This window comes from Vibrio sp. 10N.222.47.A9 (genome assembly GCF_963872585.1).
GTDB classification, from domain to species: Bacteria; Pseudomonadota; Gammaproteobacteria; order Enterobacterales; family Vibrionaceae; genus Vibrio; species Vibrio splendidus.
On the sequence record NZ_CAWNBB010000043.1, the window covers coordinates 93,615 to 113,566 of the forward strand.

General features: G+C 44.9%; 16 protein-coding genes. 7 read left to right on the forward strand and 9 right to left on the reverse strand.

Annotation, left to right across the window (positions count from 1 at the left end):
• Positions 1 to 382 precede the first annotated feature (382 nt).
• Together AACT19_RS13335 and AACT19_RS13340 are read left to right on the forward strand one after the other, a co-directional pair.
• Positions 383 to 1,168: a hypothetical protein gene (locus tag AACT19_RS13335; RefSeq protein ID WP_017091255.1), complete on the forward strand. Its 786-nt coding sequence runs from the start codon at positions 383 to 385 to the stop codon at positions 1,166 to 1,168.
• Positions 1,089 to 1,874 carry a hypothetical protein gene (locus AACT19_RS13340; protein WP_076646669.1) on the forward strand — a complete coding sequence of 262 codons (786 nt, stop codon included), beginning with the start codon at positions 1,089 to 1,091 and terminating at the stop codon, positions 1,872 to 1,874. The genes AACT19_RS13335 and AACT19_RS13340 overlap by 80 nt, the downstream gene beginning before the upstream one ends.
• Before the next feature lie 150 nt (positions 1,875 to 2,024).
• On the opposite strand, the gene AACT19_RS13345 is transcribed toward AACT19_RS13340, so the two are convergent.
• From AACT19_RS13345 to AACT19_RS13355, 3 genes are all read right to left on the reverse strand, one after another.
• Positions 2,025 to 2,519: an outer membrane beta-barrel protein gene (locus AACT19_RS13345; protein ID WP_017088180.1), complete on the reverse strand. Its 495-nt coding sequence runs from the start codon at positions 2,517 to 2,519 to the stop codon at positions 2,025 to 2,027.
• Positions 2,520 to 2,661: 142 nt separating this feature from the next.
• Entirely contained in the window at positions 2,662 to 6,762 is a 4,101-nt protein-coding gene (gene hrpA, locus AACT19_RS13350; RefSeq protein WP_076646671.1) for an ATP-dependent RNA helicase HrpA, read from the reverse strand.
• A gap of 198 nt (positions 6,763 to 6,960) precedes the next feature.
• Positions 6,961 to 8,274 carry a MipA/OmpV family protein gene (locus tag AACT19_RS13355; RefSeq protein WP_076646673.1) on the reverse strand — a complete coding sequence of 438 codons (1,314 nt, stop codon included), beginning with the start codon at positions 8,272 to 8,274 and terminating at the stop codon, positions 6,961 to 6,963.
• An 81-nt stretch (positions 8,275 to 8,355) separates the two neighbouring features.
• Between AACT19_RS13355 and AACT19_RS13360 the strand changes: the two genes are divergently transcribed.
• The 3 genes from AACT19_RS13360 (at position 8,356) to AACT19_RS13370 (ending at position 11,600) form a co-directional block, all read left to right on the forward strand.
• Positions 8,356 to 8,886: a hypothetical protein gene (locus AACT19_RS13360; RefSeq protein WP_076646675.1), complete on the forward strand. Its 531-nt coding sequence runs from the start codon at positions 8,356 to 8,358 to the stop codon at positions 8,884 to 8,886.
• A gap of 6 nt (positions 8,887 to 8,892) precedes the next feature.
• Entirely contained in the window at positions 8,893 to 11,010 is a 2,118-nt protein-coding gene (locus AACT19_RS13365; protein WP_076646678.1) for a hypothetical protein, read from the forward strand.
• 140 nt (positions 11,011 to 11,150) lie between these two features.
• Positions 11,151 to 11,600, forward strand: a complete 450-nt coding sequence (locus AACT19_RS13370; RefSeq protein ID WP_004734748.1) for a tellurite resistance TerB family protein — start codon at positions 11,151 to 11,153, stop codon at positions 11,598 to 11,600.
• A 33-nt stretch (positions 11,601 to 11,633) separates the two neighbouring features.
• Here AACT19_RS13370 and AACT19_RS13375 read toward each other — a convergent pair whose 3' ends face one another.
• From AACT19_RS13375 to AACT19_RS13400, 6 genes are all read right to left on the reverse strand, one after another.
• The gene (locus tag AACT19_RS13375; RefSeq protein ID WP_076646680.1) at positions 11,634 to 12,071 is read right to left on the reverse strand and encodes a hypothetical protein; all 438 of its coding nucleotides are present in this window, start codon (positions 12,069 to 12,071) and stop codon (positions 11,634 to 11,636) included.
• A 2-nt stretch (positions 12,072 to 12,073) separates the two neighbouring features.
• The gene (locus AACT19_RS13380) at positions 12,074 to 12,799 is read right to left on the reverse strand and encodes a winged helix-turn-helix domain-containing protein (protein ID WP_445286121.1); all 726 of its coding nucleotides are present in this window, start codon (positions 12,797 to 12,799) and stop codon (positions 12,074 to 12,076) included.
• Positions 12,800 to 13,240: 441 nt separating this feature from the next.
• Positions 13,241 to 13,936: a hypothetical protein gene (locus tag AACT19_RS13385; protein ID WP_076646683.1), complete on the reverse strand. Its 696-nt coding sequence runs from the start codon at positions 13,934 to 13,936 to the stop codon at positions 13,241 to 13,243.
• Positions 13,937 to 13,952: 16 nt separating this feature from the next.
• Positions 13,953 to 14,309 carry an antibiotic biosynthesis monooxygenase family protein gene (locus AACT19_RS13390; RefSeq protein WP_076646685.1) on the reverse strand — a complete coding sequence of 119 codons (357 nt, stop codon included), beginning with the start codon at positions 14,307 to 14,309 and terminating at the stop codon, positions 13,953 to 13,955.
• A 391-nt stretch (positions 14,310 to 14,700) separates the two neighbouring features.
• A complete protein-coding gene (locus tag AACT19_RS13395; RefSeq protein WP_004734743.1) occupies positions 14,701 to 15,231 on the reverse strand; it encodes a 3'-5' exonuclease in 531 nt (176 codons plus the stop codon).
• An 87-nt stretch (positions 15,232 to 15,318) separates the two neighbouring features.
• The gene (locus tag AACT19_RS13400) at positions 15,319 to 16,857 is read right to left on the reverse strand and encodes a sensor domain-containing diguanylate cyclase (protein ID WP_076646687.1); all 1,539 of its coding nucleotides are present in this window, start codon (positions 16,855 to 16,857) and stop codon (positions 15,319 to 15,321) included.
• A gap of 350 nt (positions 16,858 to 17,207) precedes the next feature.
• Between AACT19_RS13400 and AACT19_RS13405 the strand changes: the two genes are divergently transcribed.
• Both AACT19_RS13405 and AACT19_RS13410 read left to right on the forward strand, forming a co-directional pair.
• Positions 17,208 to 17,840, forward strand: a complete 633-nt coding sequence (locus AACT19_RS13405; protein ID WP_017108190.1) for a DUF2760 domain-containing protein — start codon at positions 17,208 to 17,210, stop codon at positions 17,838 to 17,840.
• Positions 17,840 to 19,828 carry an Hsp70 family protein gene (locus AACT19_RS13410; RefSeq protein ID WP_076646689.1) on the forward strand — a complete coding sequence of 663 codons (1,989 nt, stop codon included), beginning with the start codon at positions 17,840 to 17,842 and terminating at the stop codon, positions 19,826 to 19,828. Before AACT19_RS13405 ends, AACT19_RS13410 begins: the two co-directional genes overlap by 1 nt.
• The last annotated feature ends 124 nt before the right edge of the window (positions 19,829 to 19,952 follow it).

Sequence of the window (19,952 nt, forward strand, 5' to 3'; positions counted from 1 at the left end):
GTTTTATAAATTAAATACAACTTATGAATGGATGGATAAATAGGTCAATAAGTAGATAAAGAAATCATCAACAGTCACTAGAGAGGAAAGATAAGCGCTTTCATGAAGACAACACGAAAGATTAGAAGCTCATGCTTAACGTTAATAGACCACGTTATTTTAAGCCTTGGTGCAGAATCAGACCCGAAAAAGACGGCCGTAAACCCCATCTTTAGCCACCTTCTGACCTAGAATGAATGAGTGTAGGCTTACTTTTTGGGGCAGACCTCTCCTTATGGTCAATATTTGGCTTACTAATGTCGTTTTCTGTTAAGTTGCTATAAATTCGGTAAGGGGTGACTTACAATAGTGACAACGACTTACCTTTTTTGAGAACACGATATTGAGCGCCAAATATTCTTATTTAGCTTGGCAAGTGAATACTTCTAGCCCAGCAGAAAAGCTGGTTTTATTGATGCTTGCAGATGGTGCTGATGAATTCGGTTACACCAATGTGTGCCTGCAAACGGCAGGTCAGCTTTGTGCTCTCTCTACGTTTGGTTTAGCCGACTGCCTTAAGTGTTTAGTCGACCAAGGTTTCCTCGATAAGGTGAAAGTAGACTATCGAGATAAGAAAGAGATTCACGTTTTCAAAATGCTCATTGAGCAAGAGCAAGCTACGGCGCACGTTGAGGTTCAACCGACCAATAGTATTCCGGTCTACTCTACTGCACCTGCACCTGCACCTGCACCTGCACCTGCACCCAAGTTTCAGCCTGCTCCGGCACCAATGCAACACATGCAGCAGGCCCCTCGCCCACAAGGTCGAGGCTCAATGAACAGCAACACCGTATCTACTCATGATCTCAACGAAGAAGAGATACCATCATGGGCAGAACGTGCGTTTAAATTCTCCGGTTTGACCGGTGACCATAGTTTAGTATGGAAGAAATTTGTCCTCTGGTATAAAGCCAAAGCCAATGAATTAATGCCATTATCTCGGATTGAATCCAAGCTGCAGTACTGGCTAGTTAACGAGAAGCAAAATGAAAGACAACAACAGCAGAAGACCTCTCAATATTCAGGAAATGCAGGACAAGCTCAAGGAAATGGGTATAGACAAAAGCTTAGCCCATCTGAACGCTTCAGGCAGCAGCTCATTCAAAAAGGCAAAAAGCCAACCTTCTGAGCCAGCTCAACCTGTTGTTCCTGACGCTACAGTACAGCCTAACGCATCTGAAGTGATTGAAGCACAAAGTACAGAAGTAAAAGTAGCGACACCAAACGCTGCGGGCTCTGGTGCATCTCAACAAGTGCCTGTTGTTGATCAAGATCCAGCAGAGCTTGAGCTAACGGATTGGTGTATCCATGTGTTCGGTTCTTTCTTGAGCGTGTACGAAACTCAGTGGGAATACCAATACGGTAGTGAACCGAGCGGTAAGTTTCTTGAGTTTGCCCACTCTGTTGACTCAGACGGCCTTAACCGCGTGCTAATGCACTGCCATGAGCGTATTCAACTTGGCAACAGTTGGCCACCGCAAATGGGTGAGCTTTGGATCCTTAAAGATTCTTTGACTGAAGAAGAGCTACTTGATAGCCGTATTCGTGTGTTGTCGCGCGCAGCTGTTAACAACATTGAAAAATGGCTAATCCAAAACAAACTGTACGACTTGAAGCGCACGGCTGAAAACAAGCTCGATGGCCTGTTTAAGAAATACTACTTGGAAGCAAAGCGTTTAGATGAGAAAGGCATGCTGGAAACAGAATTGCCGCAGTTCCTTCTTGCCGCTAACTCAGTGAAGAACTTGAACGACTTGAAACGCGAAGAGTATGAAAGCCAACACGGCAAAGCGATTAACCCAAGAATTCAGAAGATTCTAAACAGTAAGAAATAGCGCTGCTCGCTTAACTTATACCGCTTAAGTCAGCGACATTACTATTCTACAGATACAAAAATGCCAGCTATCAAGCTGGCATTTTTTATGAATTCTAACGAACTCTTTAACGACTATCCGACCGTTATCTACGATCGCCCTACTGATTAATTACAGTAGGTGGATAGTTGCGTTTAGAGAGAAAACGCCAGAGTCGTCATCTTTCATTTTGAAGTTTTGGTAGCTAGCGCCAACAGATAGTGGACCAAAGATAAAGTACTCAGCGCCAACTGCAAACATTACGTCCACATCGTCTTGCTTAAAGTTATCGCCTTTCACTTCGTATGAGTGAAGACCACCTTTCGCGTATACGTGTAGAGGACCGAAATCGATGCTTGGTTTGATCGCTAGGTAAGCTGTGCTTACGTCAACGCCTTGTTTCGCACGGTTACCGTAGCTAACGTTGTCGAAAGAACCAAGATCCCAGTAACCAGCTTCAACACCAATTAATGGAAGGATACCAGTACCCACGTGGATACCCATCGCCGTTTCATCTTCACCAGCAAATGAGTTTTGACCACCCATTACGCCGCCGTACAACCAAGAGTCAGCCATTGCTGTTGAAGATGCACCTAGCAGTGCTAGTGCCAATAACGTTTTTTTCATATTCGACCTTTTCGTCCTAGTGGCAGGCCTTGCGTGGTAATAAATTGCCACCAAGTCGCCCTTTTTGTAGTAACTATTTAATTAGTATAGCAATAAGCAAGATTTATACCCAAACCTTGCCATTGCGTCTAGTTTTATTCCTTTAGCAAGCATCAATAGCGTTTTTAACACGCTTGTCTGATACTGGGTAAGGCGTACCGAGCTGCTGTGCGAAGAAGCTTACACGAAGCTCCTCTACCATCCAACGCACCTCTTTTACATTTTCTGGAACCGCGATCCCTTTTGGGATTTTATTCAGCAGCTCTTTGTAATCATTCATTACTGACTCAACTTTGATCATATGCAAGCGATCTTTGTTCGGGTCAATCGGCAGTTTTTCCATGCGGCGTTCAATCGCTCTCATATAGCGTAGAATATCCGGCAGGCGTTTCCACCCACATTCTGTGGCAAACCCCTTAAAAATCAAACCTTCTACCTGAGCTTTTATGTCAGAAAGTGCGAATGCCATTGAAAGATCGACACGTCCTTTGAGCTTCTTACTGATGCTGAATGCGGTCGTTAGGATGGTTTCAACCTGTTGAGCAATCTCAACAACGCTGTCGCCCAGCTCTGCACGTACGTGTTCTTTCAGTGCTTCAAACTGCTCTGGTTCCCAAACCAAACCGCCCTTCTCTTCAATCAGCTTATCAATACCACAAGCGATACAGTCATCGATAAGATCGAGCACCTGTCCGTATGGGTTGAAGTACAAACCAAGTTTCGATTTGTTCGGCAAATTCGAGTGCAAATATTTGATCGGCGATGGCACGTTCAACAGGATTAAACGACGCTGACCCGATTTCATTGCCGAGATCTGCTCTTGCTCGGTTTCGAACAGTTTGATCTCTACGCTGTCTTTAGAATCCACCAGCGCTGGGAAGGCTTTAACATCGTAGCCGCCACGCTTCTGTTGGTAGACTTTTGGTAACTCACCAAAGCTCCACGTATGCAGGTTTTGCTGTTCGATGTCATCGTCTGCCACTTTAGAAAGTGTTTCTTGAACCTTGTCTTTCAGGCTCTCTTTCAACTCATGCAAGTCTTTCTGTTCTTTCAGCTTACGCTTGCGATGATCTACAGCGCGGAATGTTACCTTTAAGTGCTCTGGTATCTGGTCTAACTTCCAGTCATCACGTACCACTTCCACGCCCGTCATGCGGCGCAGCTCTTTTTCAAGAGAATCCAACAACGGTGCTTCAAGTGGTGTCACACGAGCCAAGAACGCATCGGCGTAGTTGGGCGCAGGCACAAAGTTACGGCGTAGCGTTTTTGGTAACGACTTAATTAGGCTAATCACCAGTTCCTGGCGTAGGCCTGGGATCTGCCAATCAAAACCGTTTTGGTCAATCTGGTTCAAGATAGGCAGCGGAATGTGTACCGTTACACCATCGTTGTCGTCGCCCGGCTCAAATTGGTAGCTCAGCTTCAGCTTGATACCATTTTGGTGCCAGAAGTTCGGATAATCCAAGTCAGTAACGTGGCTTGCATCACCGCGGAACAGCATCGACTTTTCGAAGTTAAGCAGCTCTGGTGTTTTCTGGCTGGTTTGCTTCCACCATGTATCGAAGTGACGGCCTGAAACAGCCTCTTCGCCAACACGTTGGTCATAAAAGTCGAACAGTTCATCATCGTCGATCAAGATGTCACGACGACGAGACTTGTGCTCTAACTCTTCCACTTCTTGCAGGAGTTTACGGTTTTGTTTGAAGAAGGCGTGTTTGGTTTCCCACTCACCTTCAACCAAAGCGCTGCGCACGAACAATTCACGGCTGACGGTTGCATCAATAGCACCGTAGTTTACTAAACGTTTCGGGATGATTGGGATTCCGTAAAGCATCACTTTTTCGTGTGCCATTACCGCCGCTTGCTTCTTCGACCAATGTGGTTCGCTGTAGCTGCGCTTAATCAGGTGTTTTGCTAGTGGTTCAATCCATTCAGGCTGAATCTTCGCGATAACACGACCCCAAAGTTTTGAGGTTTCCACCAGCTCAGCAGACATGATCCACTTAGGCTGTTTCTTAAATAAGCCAGACGCAGGGAAGATATGGAAGCGCGCATTACGAGCACCTTGATATTCATTCTTCTCTTGGTCTTTCATACCAATGTGCGAAAGCAAGCCTGATAGCAGTGACATGTGAATGCCGTCGTAGCTGCCCGGCTCGGTGTTCAGCTTGGTATCCAATTCACGCATTGCTTGGTGAATTTGGAAGTACACATCTTGCCATTCACGGATACGTAAATAGTTCAGGTAATCTTGCTTACACTGTTTGCGGAATTGGTTACTCGACAGCTCTTTTTGTTGCTGCTTAACGTAATCCCAAAGGTTCACAAACGTGATGAAATCTGACTCTTTATCAAAGAAGCGCTTGTGCTTATCGTCAGACGATTGTTGCTTGTCTGATGGACGCTCACGCGGATCCTGAATCGACAACGCAGACGCAATCACCATCACTTCGTGCAGACAGCGGTTGCTTGGCGCTTCAATCACCATACGCGCTAAACGCGGATCAATCGGCAGCTTAGCGAGCTTGCGACCAATCGCGGTTAGCTTCTTCTTGTCGTCGCCATGATTCTTGTTTTTGTTCGCAGCCGGTTCAGCTGTTGCGATCGCACCGAGCTCTTCAAGCAGTCTTACACCATCTTGAATGTTGCGCTTATCGGGCGCTTCAACAAATGGGAATGCTTGAATGTCGCCTAGGCCTAACGCTGTCATCTGAAGGATAACGGATGCTAGGTTAGTACGAAGGATCTCTGGGTCAGTAAACTCTGGACGTGATTCGAAATCTTCCTCAGAGTACAGACGAATACAGATACCTTCAGCAACACGACCACAACGACCTTTACGTTGGTTCGCACTCGCTTGAGACACTGGCTCGATCGGTAGGCGTTGTACCTTGGTACGATAGCTGTATCGGCTGATACGCGCCGTACCCGGGTCGATGACATACTTGATGCCCGGAACCGTTAACGAGGTTTCTGCCACGTTGGTTGCCAGAACGATGCGTCGACCAGTATGAGACTGGAAGATACGGTTCTGTTCGCCAGCAGAAAGACGCGCGTACAGCGGAACAATCTCAGTATCACGCAGGTTACGTTTACTTAAAGAATCGGCAGTGTCACGAATTTCACGTTCACCGTTCATGAAGATCAAGATATCGCCTTGGCCTTCATCACACAGTTCATCAACAGCTTCAAAGATACCTTCGATTTGGTCACGATCTGAATCACTTTCATCACCACCTAGTGGGCGGTAACGCGTATCAACTGGGTACGTTCGACCTGATACTTCAATAATCGGCGCATTGTTAAAGTGCTTCGAGAAACGCTCAGGATCGATGGTCGCTGATGTAATGATAACTTTAAGATCAGGACGCTTTGGCAGAAGCTCTCTTAGGTAACCCATGATGAAGTCAATGTTCAGACTACGTTCGTGGGCTTCATCGATAATGATGGTGTCGTATTGACTTAAGAAACGGTCGTGCTGAATTTCCGCCAGTAGAATACCGTCGGTCATCAATTTGATTTGTGTTTTATCAGATATTTGGTCGTTAAAACGAACCTTATAACCGACAAAATCACCCAGCTGTGTTTCCATCTCTTCCGCAATGCGGTTGGCAACTGAACGTGCCGCAAGACGACGAGGCTGAGTGTGACCAATTAAGCCCATGCGGCCACGGCCAAGCTCAGAACAAATCTTTGGTAACTGAGTGGTTTTACCCGAGCCCGTTTCGCCGGCCACGATAACCACTTGGTTTTCAGCAATGGCTTTCGCAATGTCATCGCGCTTTTGGCTAACTGGGAGAATCTCTGGGTATTCGATGGTTGGTTTGTGCGAGGCACGCTGATTTGCCGTCATCATAGACTTGGCAATATCTAACGCAATCTCATCGAAGACAACGTTCTTGGATTGTTCGTTTTTAATTCTACTCGCACCAGCAATTCGCTTACTCAGACGGAAGCGATCGCGCATCATACATTCGTTGAGCGCTTTACGAAGAGAAGCTGGGCTATTTTGAGATGCTTTTGTATTGGCTGCTGCTGAATGATCGGCAGGTTTAGCTTTTGGTTGATTAATTTTTGGTTGTTTAGCTTTTAAATGTTTAGCAGGTCGGTTCGATGCAGGCTTATTCGATTTCGCTTCGTTCTTTGGAGAACTCGGCTGTGCTGCATTCTTGTTGTTGTCTGCTTTTTCCGGAGACGAAGTCAAAGCGTGTCCTATTCTTGTACTTATTAAACTCGCGCGATTATATCACAAGTCTCAAACAAAAAAGCCTGACAGCAAAGGGAAAACCTTTTGCTATCAGGCTGATTAATCTCGCTAACACTCGCAGGAGCTATAGAAGCGAGGTCAAATGTAAGTCGTACTTAGTAAACTCTGGCTTAAAGCTAACGTTAAAAACTGCGCTTAGAACTCATATTGGAAGTAAACCGTGTTGTAGTTGCTGCCGCCTTTGATACGCCCGAACTGGGATGCGTTTTCAAAGATCGCAGAACGGTGATGCAATGAGTAGCCGAACCACAAGTTGTTCAAGTCATTCTTACCAATCAAGTCGCCGACGTTCACATCGAATGAGAAGTCTAAGTAGTTCAACAGATGGCTTGCTGTGTAACCTTTGCGGTCCATCTCAGATCCTTCGATATAGGTAATCGAATCGATGTAAGACATACCTTCTGCCACACCTACACGCCACTGAGTTGGCCAATCAAAGGTGTAGTACGCTTTGATTGCGATGATGTATTCAGTGCTGCTTGATTGAACCTCTGAACTCCAGTGGTGTGCGATACCTGGCGTTAGGTAGATGTCCAATGGGAAGCCGAAGATCTCATCGGTTAATGGGTGGCCATAGAAAAACGAGGTCAACTGGTTGTTGTATTCGTCTTTCTCTCGATTGAACTTCATTATGTCGCCAATATTGGATGGCGTAGCCCAACCGTGGGCGACACGTAAATACGGCGCATTGCTCAACTTAGGTTTTGGTGCTTTCTCTTTGTCGTTAAAGAAACCAAAGCCAAGGTACAATTCACCTTGATAACGGTCTTCGACTATCGACGAATCGTAGGCATTATCGTCTAATCGAGTCACACTGGTTGAGCCCAATAAGTACAAGTTTGAAACCACATGGTAACGCGCTTCAACGCCGACATTCAGATCTACACCTGCACCAATGGTTTCATTAGACGCTGAGTAATACTCGCTATTGAAGTCAGCACTTTTGTAACGAAGTGTCGCACTTGGGTAAAACTCCCAATCTCCGGTTTCATACTTGGCTTTAGCACGTAAGTTACCGTGGAGGTTGAATTCACTGTCGCTCATCAATTCCGTCTCGATAGACCAAGGACCATCAAGTTGGTAGGTCAGTTGAGCACCGAAGTCCGCCGTATCACCCTCAATTGCGTTCTGTTCAGAAGCTGGAATATCAATAAAACGCATGCGAGAGATAGCATTAAAAGACCATTTCTCGTCATCTGTTTGATAGAGGTAAGCCCCCATCTCGGTACCATCAATGAACACATAGTCATTCTTGAAAAACAGCATCGGCACGAATGAGTTAACCGATTGGTCACCACCAGACGTGTCATAAGGGATGCTCGCAGTACGGAACATTGCAGCGATGCCCCACTCTTGCTCTTCAGCAGCCCACGCATTAGCACTTAGGAAAGCGCTACTTAGTAAAACCACTCCAGTTGAAGTGAGAGTCGGTAAATATTTGAGCTTCATTCTTATGTAATTACTCTTTGTAATAAATAATGTGTTACTGAATAGACATTTATTAACCATGACGGCTAACTATTTTTAGGTTTGATCGGCATTGACCGTTACAATGTAGAATATTCTCGGTTAAATGAAAGTATTGTGAAAGTCTCCGAATTACAAAACATTATAGATCAGTTACCCAAAGATTCCGATCCAGATATTGTTATGGGTGATGCGTGGCTGCCCGAGCGTTTGGTGGATACCAACCTAGACGGCGACATGCTATTTCTTGAATTCGATAATGCCCCTGAAGACAATCAAGGGGATGAAGAAGGCCGTGGCTTTGTTGAGCACGAGATTGCTATGATTCGAGATAAGCTCGAACTGTTGTTAGACGAGCCTTCCGATACCAAGACAAAAGCCGATGCTCTATTGGCAATATTTCTAATGGGTCATGAACTTTCTAGCTCGGAAGTTATCGAAGTTCTTGAATCAACAGAGCTTGAATCAACAGAATCTGAAATGACGGAGCTTGAGGCTACTGAATCTGAAATGACAGAACTCAAGATCACAAAGTCAGAAGTAACCGAGTCTGAATTAGTAGAACACGAAGCAAAAGAACTCCACGACGACTAACCACCAATGATTTTAGGTACCGTATTGAAACCCTCTACGACATCATCTCTTCCCCTGTTACTCGCCGGACCCATTTTAAGAAAAACCACCGCGACTGAAGTGGTACTTTGGTTAGCCACCAGCTCGCCCCTTGTTGGCCGGGCTGATCTTTATATTAGTGAAACTGAGCACATTCGTGAAACTGAACATAGTCGAGAAACAGGCTTTTCTAACGAAAAAGAGCATCCTGAAGCAGAACAAGACCAACCGTTTTATACCTCATCGCTTGAAGAGCATGATTCCATTCAAATCGGTACACATGCGTGGGTAACGCTAATTCGCTTACAAGGTGAATTCCCGACTAATACGCTTCTTGAATATGACATTCACACAGAGTCAGGTTCACTAAAAGAGCTCGCCCCTCACCTGGTTTACAACGGTAAATCTCGCGTTGAGTTTAAGATATCGACCTCGGCTGATTACATTCTGCATGGCTCTTGCCGTAACCCGCATCATCCAAGCAAAGACAGCTTAGTCGCAGCCGATAACAAGATTGCCGAGCAAAGCGTCGCTGAAAGACCCGACATGCTGATGATGAGCGGCGATCAGATCTACGCCGACCATGTGGCGGGGCCAACACTTGATGCTATTCAGCAGGTGATTCAACTGCTTGGCCTTGTAGGTGAGAGCTTACCTACTGACTCGCAAATTAAACAAATCAACAGCAGTGACGCACTGTATAGCAGTGAATATCACTTATATCAGCGTCATCACTATTTGCCGCACCACACCGCTTCAGAATCCATGCTCGATAAGTTCTTCCCGAATCGTGGCGTGCCGATTTTTAGCTCTACCGACTGCGAAAACCACTTGGTCACGCTGTCTGAATTTATTGCGATGTACTTGTTGGTCTGGTCTCCGACACTGTGGCAATGCGTCAATCGAGAGCGTTTAATTGAGAATAACTTCACTCAAGGTGGACGCCAATTAACACCGACTAAGCAGCAACAGTGGCGTGATGAAAGCATCATCATGGATGATTTCATTGCTGGCTTACCGCAAGTGCAGCGTCTGTTCGCTCATATTCCGACTTACATGATCTTCGATGATCACGATGTGACTGATGATTGGAACCTTACCGTAGGCTGGGAACATACCGTCGACCAAAACCAGTTCGCCACTCAAGTGATAGGTAACGGCCTTGCGGCTTACTGGATGTGTCAGGGCTGGGGTAACAAACCGGAGAGTTTCGACGAAGCGTTCATCGAGCAAGCAAAACAGCTTTTTGTCGATCAACCGCGCATTACTAAACAAGCGCATATTGTTGAAAAAAATAAGAATATAGAACAAGCGCATAATGAAGCCGATGATAGCAATACTACTGACTCTGTTAGCAATATCGAGCCAGACAAGCATCAAGCCTTTATTGACATGCTGAGTCGCTTTGAAGAGTGGCATTACACAATAGATAGCTCACCCAAAGTCATTGTGTTGGATACTCGTACGCGTCGTTGGCGTTCAGAGTCTCGCATGAATAAGCCTTCAGGTTTAATGGACTGGGAAGCCTTGATTGAGTTTCAACATCAGTTAATGAATCAAGATAAAGTGGTGATCGTTTCTGCTGCACCGATGTTTGGCGTGAAGTTTATTGAAACACTGCAAAAGATGGCGACCACAATCGGCAAGCCATTAGTGATTGACGCTGAAAACTGGATGGCGCATCCGGGCAGTGCTAATACCCTGATCAGTATCTTTACCCATACCAAAACACCGACCAATTTCGTGGTGCTTTCTGGTGATGTTCACTACTCCTTTGCTTACGATATCAAGCTTAGGTATCGTCGCAACAGTCCGAACATCTATCAAATTACCTGCAGTGGCATTAAAAATCAGTTCCCTGCTTCGCTGCTTAAATTCTGCGATGTGTGGGACCGCCTGTTATACAGCCCTCGCTCAGTTTTGAACTATTTCACTAAGCGTAAGCGCTTAAAAATCGAGAAGCGAAGCCCTGATAATCAGACCTTCTATCGCCTTTCAAACCGCAGTGCGATTGGGGAGTTGAGGCTAGACACTGATGGGAAACCGCAATCGATCACCACCCTGAGCGGCGATGGTAAGGTTACGCGTTTTCCGGAACCGGACTAGGAAGTGCTCCTTATCGCTCGCGTATCCGTAATGTCAGTTTTTAGTAAAGACGCTTGCGATCACACTCTGTAGACCCAATAGTTATAGTTGATAGCTATCAGCGTTACGGAACCCGATAAAATTTTTAACTGGAGCTCGTTATGTTCAATTCTCTCACATCAATGTTTAAACAATTGATTGAAGGCCAGGACCTAAGCAAAAACCAAGGCACATCACCTAATGTCGCCATTGCGAGTTTATTGTGTGAAGTCGCGGGAGCCGACCATCAGATCAATGAATCAGAAAGAGTCGCTAAGCTACAGCTTCTGCAACGTTTGCTGGATTTAGACGAAGAACAAGCAAAGGTGCTGCTAGAGCAAGCAGAACCGAAAGTAGAGCAATCAGTCTCGCTGTATGACTTTACATCTCAACTCAGAGACCTGTCTCAGCCAGTGCGAATCGACTTAATCAAAGCGATGTGGGAAGTGGCGCACGCAGACGGTGAAATTGACCCTATCGAAGATTCTGTGATCCGTAAAACAGCGGAGCTGCTCTACGTTGACCACAGTGACTTTATCAAGACTAAGCTGAACGTACTCGGTAAAAGCTAACCAAAGGCTCTCTACTAGCATTAAGCCTCTGTATTAGCGTAATCGATCGCCATGCATGATGCCTTTGAGCTCTAACGGCGTGCCCTTCTTAGTGACATAAAGGCCGCGCTGATTTGATACCAACACACTGCGCTTGCCTTGCGTTTGTTGAATGTATAAGTGCTTGATATTGAATGTCTGCTTATCTTGGGCCTGATCCTGGTCCAATTGATAAAGGTAGTAATGATTCCCCCAGCGCAAGAACACACCAAACATTTGCTTGGTTTGAGCGACATTCCCATCCATGTCATAGCCAATGTACTGCATTTTGACTCGACCATTTTCCAATCGGAGCGAGATTCTCTCCCACCCGACCATCGGGTATTCCGCAGAAAATCGATAGGTACTTTTGGTTGCGAGCCCAGAGATCAGGCCTACATTTAGAATCACAAACAGCGTCAATAAGATAGGCATCAAAAACTTACGATTCATACTTATTGCCCTCGCTCATTGTTATTGTCGACTTCGCAAGAGACAGTTTTAAACTGATGGCTTATCTCTTTCCAATGTCCATTTATCAAGGCGACGGCTTGGATATTTTGACACCCAACACCAATGCGATGCAGATAGAGCGAATCAACACCGAGCTCTGACACGGCATCCAGCTCTTTTATAACTGCTTCATCAAAATTCAAACTGTCGTGATAAACATCCATACCTCGGTAGGCACTCTTATCTATAAAAAAAGCAAACTGATAAAACAGCATGAGAAGAAGCGCGCTGACTACCATTCCGGCAATACGAGATTGGTGACGAGCGATAAAGTGCTTCGCCTTGAACTGACGTGATTGTGGAGCCTGTTGCTTTGATTGCCCAGCTTGTTGGTTCATGCCTGAAAGCTTAAACGGTGGCGGTGATGTTAACTCATCAACGATGGTGGTTTTCTCCGAAACGATGCCAGCTTTCTCTGAAAACGCAGCTTCAACATGCGCTTCAGCGGTAGGTGTTGGCATCGATAAATAACTACCGACCTGTTTCAAACCATTGAAGCTGTACCCTTCCTTTTGAACCGTTAAGATTTTGCAATCACACTCAAACGAATTTAATGCCGTGCGAATGTTCTTAACCGCGACATTAAGTGAACTGCCCGTCACAACCCTGCCCGGCCAGCAATGCTCAAGTAAAAAGTCTCGACCAACGGCTTTTGGGCTGTTCTTCACTAGATGCTCAAGGATCAGACCTTCTGAGGGGGATAAGGTGACCCGCTTACCAGATTCCGAATCAATGAGTGTGTTATTAATCAATTCGATGCCCGAAGCGTCTAAGGTGATTTTTTCATGGCTATTGGCGTTCATTTCGGCGAGGTGTTCATAAATAAAAAGGTCATCAAAAAAGTGTTTGTTTGGTCGAACTAATAGCAAACCATACATAGAAAAGAGTAGTGATAAGTTTAGCCAATAATTAAGCTAAATATAAGCTCAGCGAGTAACAATATAGGCTCAGTGAGTAACAATATAAAATAACAACAAGGTGAGTCAGTCACGTAAACTCACTCACCTTTGAACATAGCCAAGGTTTAACTCTAAACTGGTCATGGCCCTATATTAAAACCTCGTCGTTACGCAATCTGAAAACGAGGTCACAATTCTGTTCTAGCGAAATTAGAGTTCCAGTTTGAATCCAAGTTCACTTACCATAACTTCAGCGAAGCCTAGCTTTACTGCATTCAACTGATTAGCAACTTCGCGCGCTTGCTCTTCGTTTTTAGCCAATATTGCCATTGAATAGACTGGCCTGATCATCGCTTTTTGGTTTGGCTTCTCTTCTGCTATTTCTTGATGTTTTAAGTAAGCAGACGTAATCACACCTTGAGCACTCCAATCGACAACCATTTGCAAATCTTTGCTAATAACCTCATCGACAATGAATTGATTCTCAGGCTCTTTCCAAGCAAGTTCTACTGCGTAGTTTGTGAAAGCGACATCCGTGTTTAACCACTTATTACCGATGTCTCTGATTTCAGTCACCTCTACAAGCTCTTTAAATTGGAATGGTAAGTTACCAATCAAGTCTCTAACGTGCTGCTCACTGTCCGCTTCAATCACAAACTTAATCATCGGAAACTTTTTATCCCCAATTAAGCTTTGTGATACGAACATATCGTGTACCAAGCCCGCATCAATCAGGTTGGCAAATGCTTTTTTCTGATGAGGCATTGCCTCAAATACGGCTTGGGCGTCATCGGTTTTCCAAGCCACTGACACGCCGTATGCCGCTGCGTGGGCATGGGTTGAAAAAAGAATGGCTGAAAATAGAAAGCTAAAAATAGCTAAAAAGGTTCCTAGAGTTGTTTTCATTATGGTGGCTTCCTAATTAGTCGCGAATAATTTCATACAAGTTAGGGTCAGCAGAAACCCCTTCAATTTTTAAAGGTGGTAATTCTTTTCTCATCGCCTGTATCGCATCATGGAAATGCTTTTTGCTTTCCCACTCTGCAACATTAATAAAACGGTATGTCGCATCCGAGCTTAAAGAGCGGTGCAATTTGGTAGAGATATATCCAGGTTGCTTCACCAATACGTCTCGCGCATCTTCCCAATACGTTAACGTAGCGGCTTCATGGGCTTGCTCGACTGAAAAAGTGTTTATCAATACAACGGGTTGTGCCGAAACCAACGCACTTACGCTTAGCGCCCCCAGTGCCAATCCATACTTAATAATGTTCTTCATCCTATTCTCCTTGTTTTGGGTGAGCTAACGCTACCACCTAGCCCTACCCAATCAAGGTCGAGACCTAAGATTTAATATTAATTAAAAAGCTAAATTTCAAACGAATATTATTCACTCGTAAAATAAGCGATGTAGCCATTCACTATTGATAAACCACTTGTTGAAATTAGGTTTCTTGGAATAGTCATTGCCCTTAACGTGAGTAGTCATTCCCCTCAGCGTGAATAGTCATTGCCCTCAATTTGGATCGTCATTGCCCTCAAATAACAGGCACAAAAAAACCACCTAATAAGTAGGTGGCTCTTCATTTTAATAACTCACAAAATTCAGGCTAACTTTAAGTGTTTAACTTTTCAGTATTTAACCAAGCGCCTCTCTGAAACACAAACGATTACAACATCGTCAGCGCAAGCTTTGCCAAGTTATAAGCATCGACATAACCCGAGTGCTGACGACCTTCCCACTCAATGTTTTTCGCTTCTTGAGCAGCACGGTGACCAATACGTTTCTCTTTCAATCGATTCTGAACTCGATAAAGCGTGGCGATATTCAAGAACTCGCTGAACGGAGGTTCAATGCCTTTCTCAATACACTCTTTATGTAAGATAAGGTCGTCACGTCCCCATGCTGCATAGATTTTCTTTGGGCCACCGAAGTTCTTAATCATCGACTTGATAACAGACTCTAATGGGCGACCCTGTTTTTCGATTTTACGAGGTGTAATGCCCGTTAACTCGGCGCAGAATAGAGAGACTTCGTCTTTTTCGGGCTTAACGTAATATTGCGCGCGCTTCACGATGGTTCCAGATACAAGATCGATCTCAGCAAGACCAATTTCAATGATCTCCCCTGTTGTTCCTACACCGTCTTCGCTCCAACAGCACATTTCCAAATCGAAACACACCACTCGATTGTGATTCATACGTCGCCTAATTCTCTCGTCAAAAATTTCGTGAAATTGTACATGAGCCTAATAAAGAACTCGACCCCAGTTGCATCAAGTGCTCATTTAGCCTGCAATTGTGACTCGATTTCGGCCATTTGACTTACTTAGGTACAACATGCTGTCAGTTTTTTGAAGGAGCGCTTCAATGTCTTCATTAGTGCGGATGGTAGCCCCGATGCTTAGAGTGCAACTCAATAGCTGGCTAGAATGCTCGCAATGAGACTCACTCACCGTATCTAAAATACATTCTAAATAGCGAGACAATGAGTCATGTTCGGTGATGCTCGAAATGATACCGAACTCATCCCCTCCCATCCGGAATAGGTTATCTCCAGACTTCAAGCTCACTGAGATAACCTTAATCACATGGATAAGTAACGCATCACCGGCTGGGTGCCCAAACTTATCATTGATCTCTTTAAACTTATCAACATCAAACACTATTAAGCTAAACGGCTTATCACTTTGTATCGATTGACCAAGCATCTTATTAAAAGCTCGGCGATTATAAATTTCCGTTAAACTGTCATGATTGGCAAGAAAGCGAAGCTCTTCTGTTCTTTCATCAATCATTCGATACAAGCGCTCTTTCTCTCGAATTTGCAGGTTCACAATATAAGCAAGCAGTAATGAGATAGTGGTACCAACTATGCCGATTCCCGCCAACACTAAGTAACCATTAAATGAAATACATGCATCTATCTTGAAGTCGATGATCCATTCACGGTTAGTTAATGTAATCGTCTTTGTAATGTGCTGCCCAGTTACCGCTTCATAACCATTGGTTTCGAACATTATCGGGGCATCTTCAGCTTCAAAACCGCTATCGGTAACACGCACATAAACGTCCATATCGCCGACAGTAGACGCCAGAAGTTTCTCAAAATAGTATGTGGTACGAACAACACCAATCACAACCCCTAACAAATTGTCCGTTTGACCATCAAACACAGGGTGGTAAACCAACATTCCGCTCTTAGGTGTGTTGCTGTCTAAACCATCTTGCAATAGACTAACTTTGTCTGAAATATTCGCTTCACGTGTTTTTTTAATGTTCTCAATGATCAGATTAAACCGCTCACGAGAAGAGTAAAAACCCAAAACACCGTTGTTCACTGGATCATTCGGATAAATATCTGTCGCGATAAATACGGGCTCGCCATCCAAGACATAACCATAAGTTTTTGGCCCATGTTTAGGGATAGTAAACATTCTATAGGATGGGTATTGAGCTTTCATTTTGGCGGTGTGCTCGGCAAGATCTTCTACCGCTACTTTTTGCATCCACTGCAATCCGATCAGGCTTTTCGAGCCGTTAATCGTTTGCTGAGCAAAACGATCAAATCGATCCCGACTATCGACATCATTAGAATAGAAAAAATTCGCACCGGAACCGATATAAGCAACATCGTTATCAATAAACGCTTTTAAACTGAGCGTTTGATGCTGAGCAAAGCTATCCAGATTCTCATTCAAAGACCTATTTTGATTCGCCGCAACCAAAACAAAACACAACACCGTCATCAAAAATGTGGCAAAAAAGACAACTAACGGCAAAGTTCGTTTCTTCAACCCTGTTATGGGGTCGGTAGTGTGGGGCATACAGCTTCCCATATGATGTTATTTTGAGTCGAAAGTATACACTGCCGGAATGCTAGGCTCTATTTATCTTTGACTCTCACAATGGGATAAAACTAACACTATTTACAACCCATGGACATTTACGGCTAATAAACCAACAAATCTCGATTAACTTTCAAGCTAACTCACCAAAAAGCCAGTTTATTGAAAACATTAAATAAAGCCCTTAAACCTTGAATATGCTAGTATCCACCCATATTTATAGCTTGAAAGTGACCATTTCGGCCTTATGCCATTGAGTTTCTTTCCAACCTGTATATTCCTTTAAACCGACGAATATACCGTTAAATCAATTTTAAAGAGAAATCACTATGATCGTTGATTTGAACCTAATCCCACAAACGTTTGATATGCTTCACGCAGGCCTAACTGCATCAAGCGTTTTACTACTGCTAATTGCCGTTTCTCGTAAAACCAAAGTGGTTGAGAAAGTCGTAGAAAAACCAGTAGAGAAAATCGTTGAAGTTGAAAAGCAAGTTGAAAAAATTGTCGAAGTAGAGAAAGTTGTTGAAGTAGAAAAAGTGATCGAGAAAGTCGTTGAGGTTGAATCTAAGCTAGCAACAGCGCCGACAGATTCTGCAATGCAACTTCTGTCTATAATGCAACAAGAAGCGCGTTTAATCGACTTCCTAAAAGAAGACCTAACATCATTCTCTGATGAAGAAGTTGGTGCAGCAGCACGTGTTATTCACACTGGCGGTAAAAAAGTACTAGCAGACTACGTAACGCTTTCTCACATCCGCACTGAAGATGAAGAAACACGTATCACGGTTGTTGAAGGCTTCAACCCACAAGAAATTCGCCTAACTGGCAATGTAACGGGTAACGCACCGTTCAATGGCACATTGGTTCACAAAGGTTGGAAAGCAACTGACATGAACCTGCCTAAGCTTGCTGAAAACTACGATGCATCTGTAATTGCACCGGCAGAGGTAGAGCTATAATGGAACACCAAACTCAGCCATCATCGCACGAGTCTTCTTCTCAAGAACATACGCCGCAGATGCATTCACAAGAGCAAGCGCCTAAGTTCAGTGTTGGTATCGATTTAGGTACCACACACTGCGTTTTGTCTTACATCGACACAAGCAATGAAGATGCTCGCGTAGAGGTGATGCAAATCCCTCAATTGACGGCTCCAGGTACAGTAGAAACTCGCAGCCAACTTGGCTCGTTCCTATACCAGCCGCACGAACATGAAATGAATGCGGGCTCTCGCGTTCTTCCTTGGTCTTCAGAGCCAAAAGCGCTAGTCGGTGCGATTGCGCGTAACCTAGGTTCGAAAACCCCTATCCGTTTGGTAGCAAGTGCAAAATCTTGGCTATGCCACGGTGGTGTGAACCGTCGTGATGCGTTCCTTCCTGCAGGCAGCCCTGAAGAAGTTGAAAAGGTATCTCCGCTTAAGACAACTGAGTTGTACCTAGAGCACCTTAAAGATGCTTGGAACCACGCTAACCCAGAACACAAACTGGCAGAGCAAGATGTAACGATCACGGTTCCTGCTTCGTTTGATCCTGCGGCTCGTGACCTAACAGCAGAAGCTGCGCGTAATGTTGGTTTCACTCACCTGACGCTTCTTGAAGAGCCACAAGCGGCTCTTTACAGCTGGATTGATAACAGCAACGACACATGGCGTGATGAAGTAAACGTTGGTGACATCGTTCTTGTTGTCGATATCGGTGGTGGTACGACTGACCTTTCGTTGGTTGAAGTAACACAAGATGAAGGCAACCTAAGCCTGAACCGTATCGCTGTAGGTGAACATATCCTACTGGGCGGCGACAACATGGACTTGGCTCTCGCTTACCGTCTTAAGATGAAACTGGCTCAAGAAGGCAAAGAACTGGCTCCTTGGCAGGTTCAAGCGATGACTCACGCGTGTCGTGATGCGAAAGAAGCATTGCTTAATGATGCTGAGCTTCAATCTGTGCCAATCGTTGTTCCAAGCCGTGGTTCTAAACTACTGGGCGCAACACTGAAAACAGATCTGACTCAGCAAGAAGTACAACAAACATTGGTTGATGGCTTCTTCCCGAAAGTAGCGGTGACTGAGCACCCAGTACAAAAGACGCGTGGCGCATTGACTCAAATGGGTCTGCCTTACGCTCAAGACGCAGGTATTACTCGTCACATTGCCGCGTTCCTTTCTAAGCAAGCGAACGCGCTTTCTGGAAATAGCGAAACCGCTCAGCAAGATTTCAACCCGTTTGCAAACATGCCCGGTATGCCCGCTACAGAAGCGCAAGGGTCAGAAGCGCCAGCGGCAGACTTCATCAAACCAACAGCAGTACTATTCAATGGTGGTGTTCTAAAATCGAATCTACTTGCTGATCGTCTTTCAGACACGATCAATGAATGGCTAATTAATGCCGACGCTGAATTTGCTAAACAACTTTCAGGTTTAGACTTAGACCTAGCGGTTGCAAGTGGCGCTTCTTACTACGGCGCAGTACGTCGTGGCCAAGGCGTTCGTATCCGCGGTGGTATCGCTTCTTCTTACTACGTAGGAATTGAGAGCGCGATGCCAGCAATTCCAGGTATGGCGCCTCCAATGGAAGCATTGTGTGTAGCACCATTTGGCATGGAAGAAGGCTCAAGCGTTCAAGTGCCTAGCCAAGAGTTTGGTCTAGTGATTGGCCAGCCAGTACACTTCCAATTCTTCGGTTCAACAACACGTCGTGAAGATGAAGCGGGTACGCACCTTGATCACTGGGCTCCAGAAGATCTGGATGAGCTTCCTGAAATCCAAGTGACACTGCCTGTTTCTGAAGGTCGTCGCGAAGGTGAAGTGGTTCCCGTGACTTTGGCTTCTCGCGTTACTGAACTAGGCACGTTATATCTAGAAGCCATTGCGACTGACAATGGTCAGAAGTGGCATGTTGAGTTCGACGTTCGTGAAGACTCGAATAACGACTCAAACGTAGAAGCATAATGAATCAACGGCACCTTAACGGGTGCCGTTACTTTATCAATGCGATTCCCTAGCCCTGTATTAAAAGCATTCCAAAGACAATAATAAGACCAAGATTATCCATTAACTGGTCATCACTTTGGCA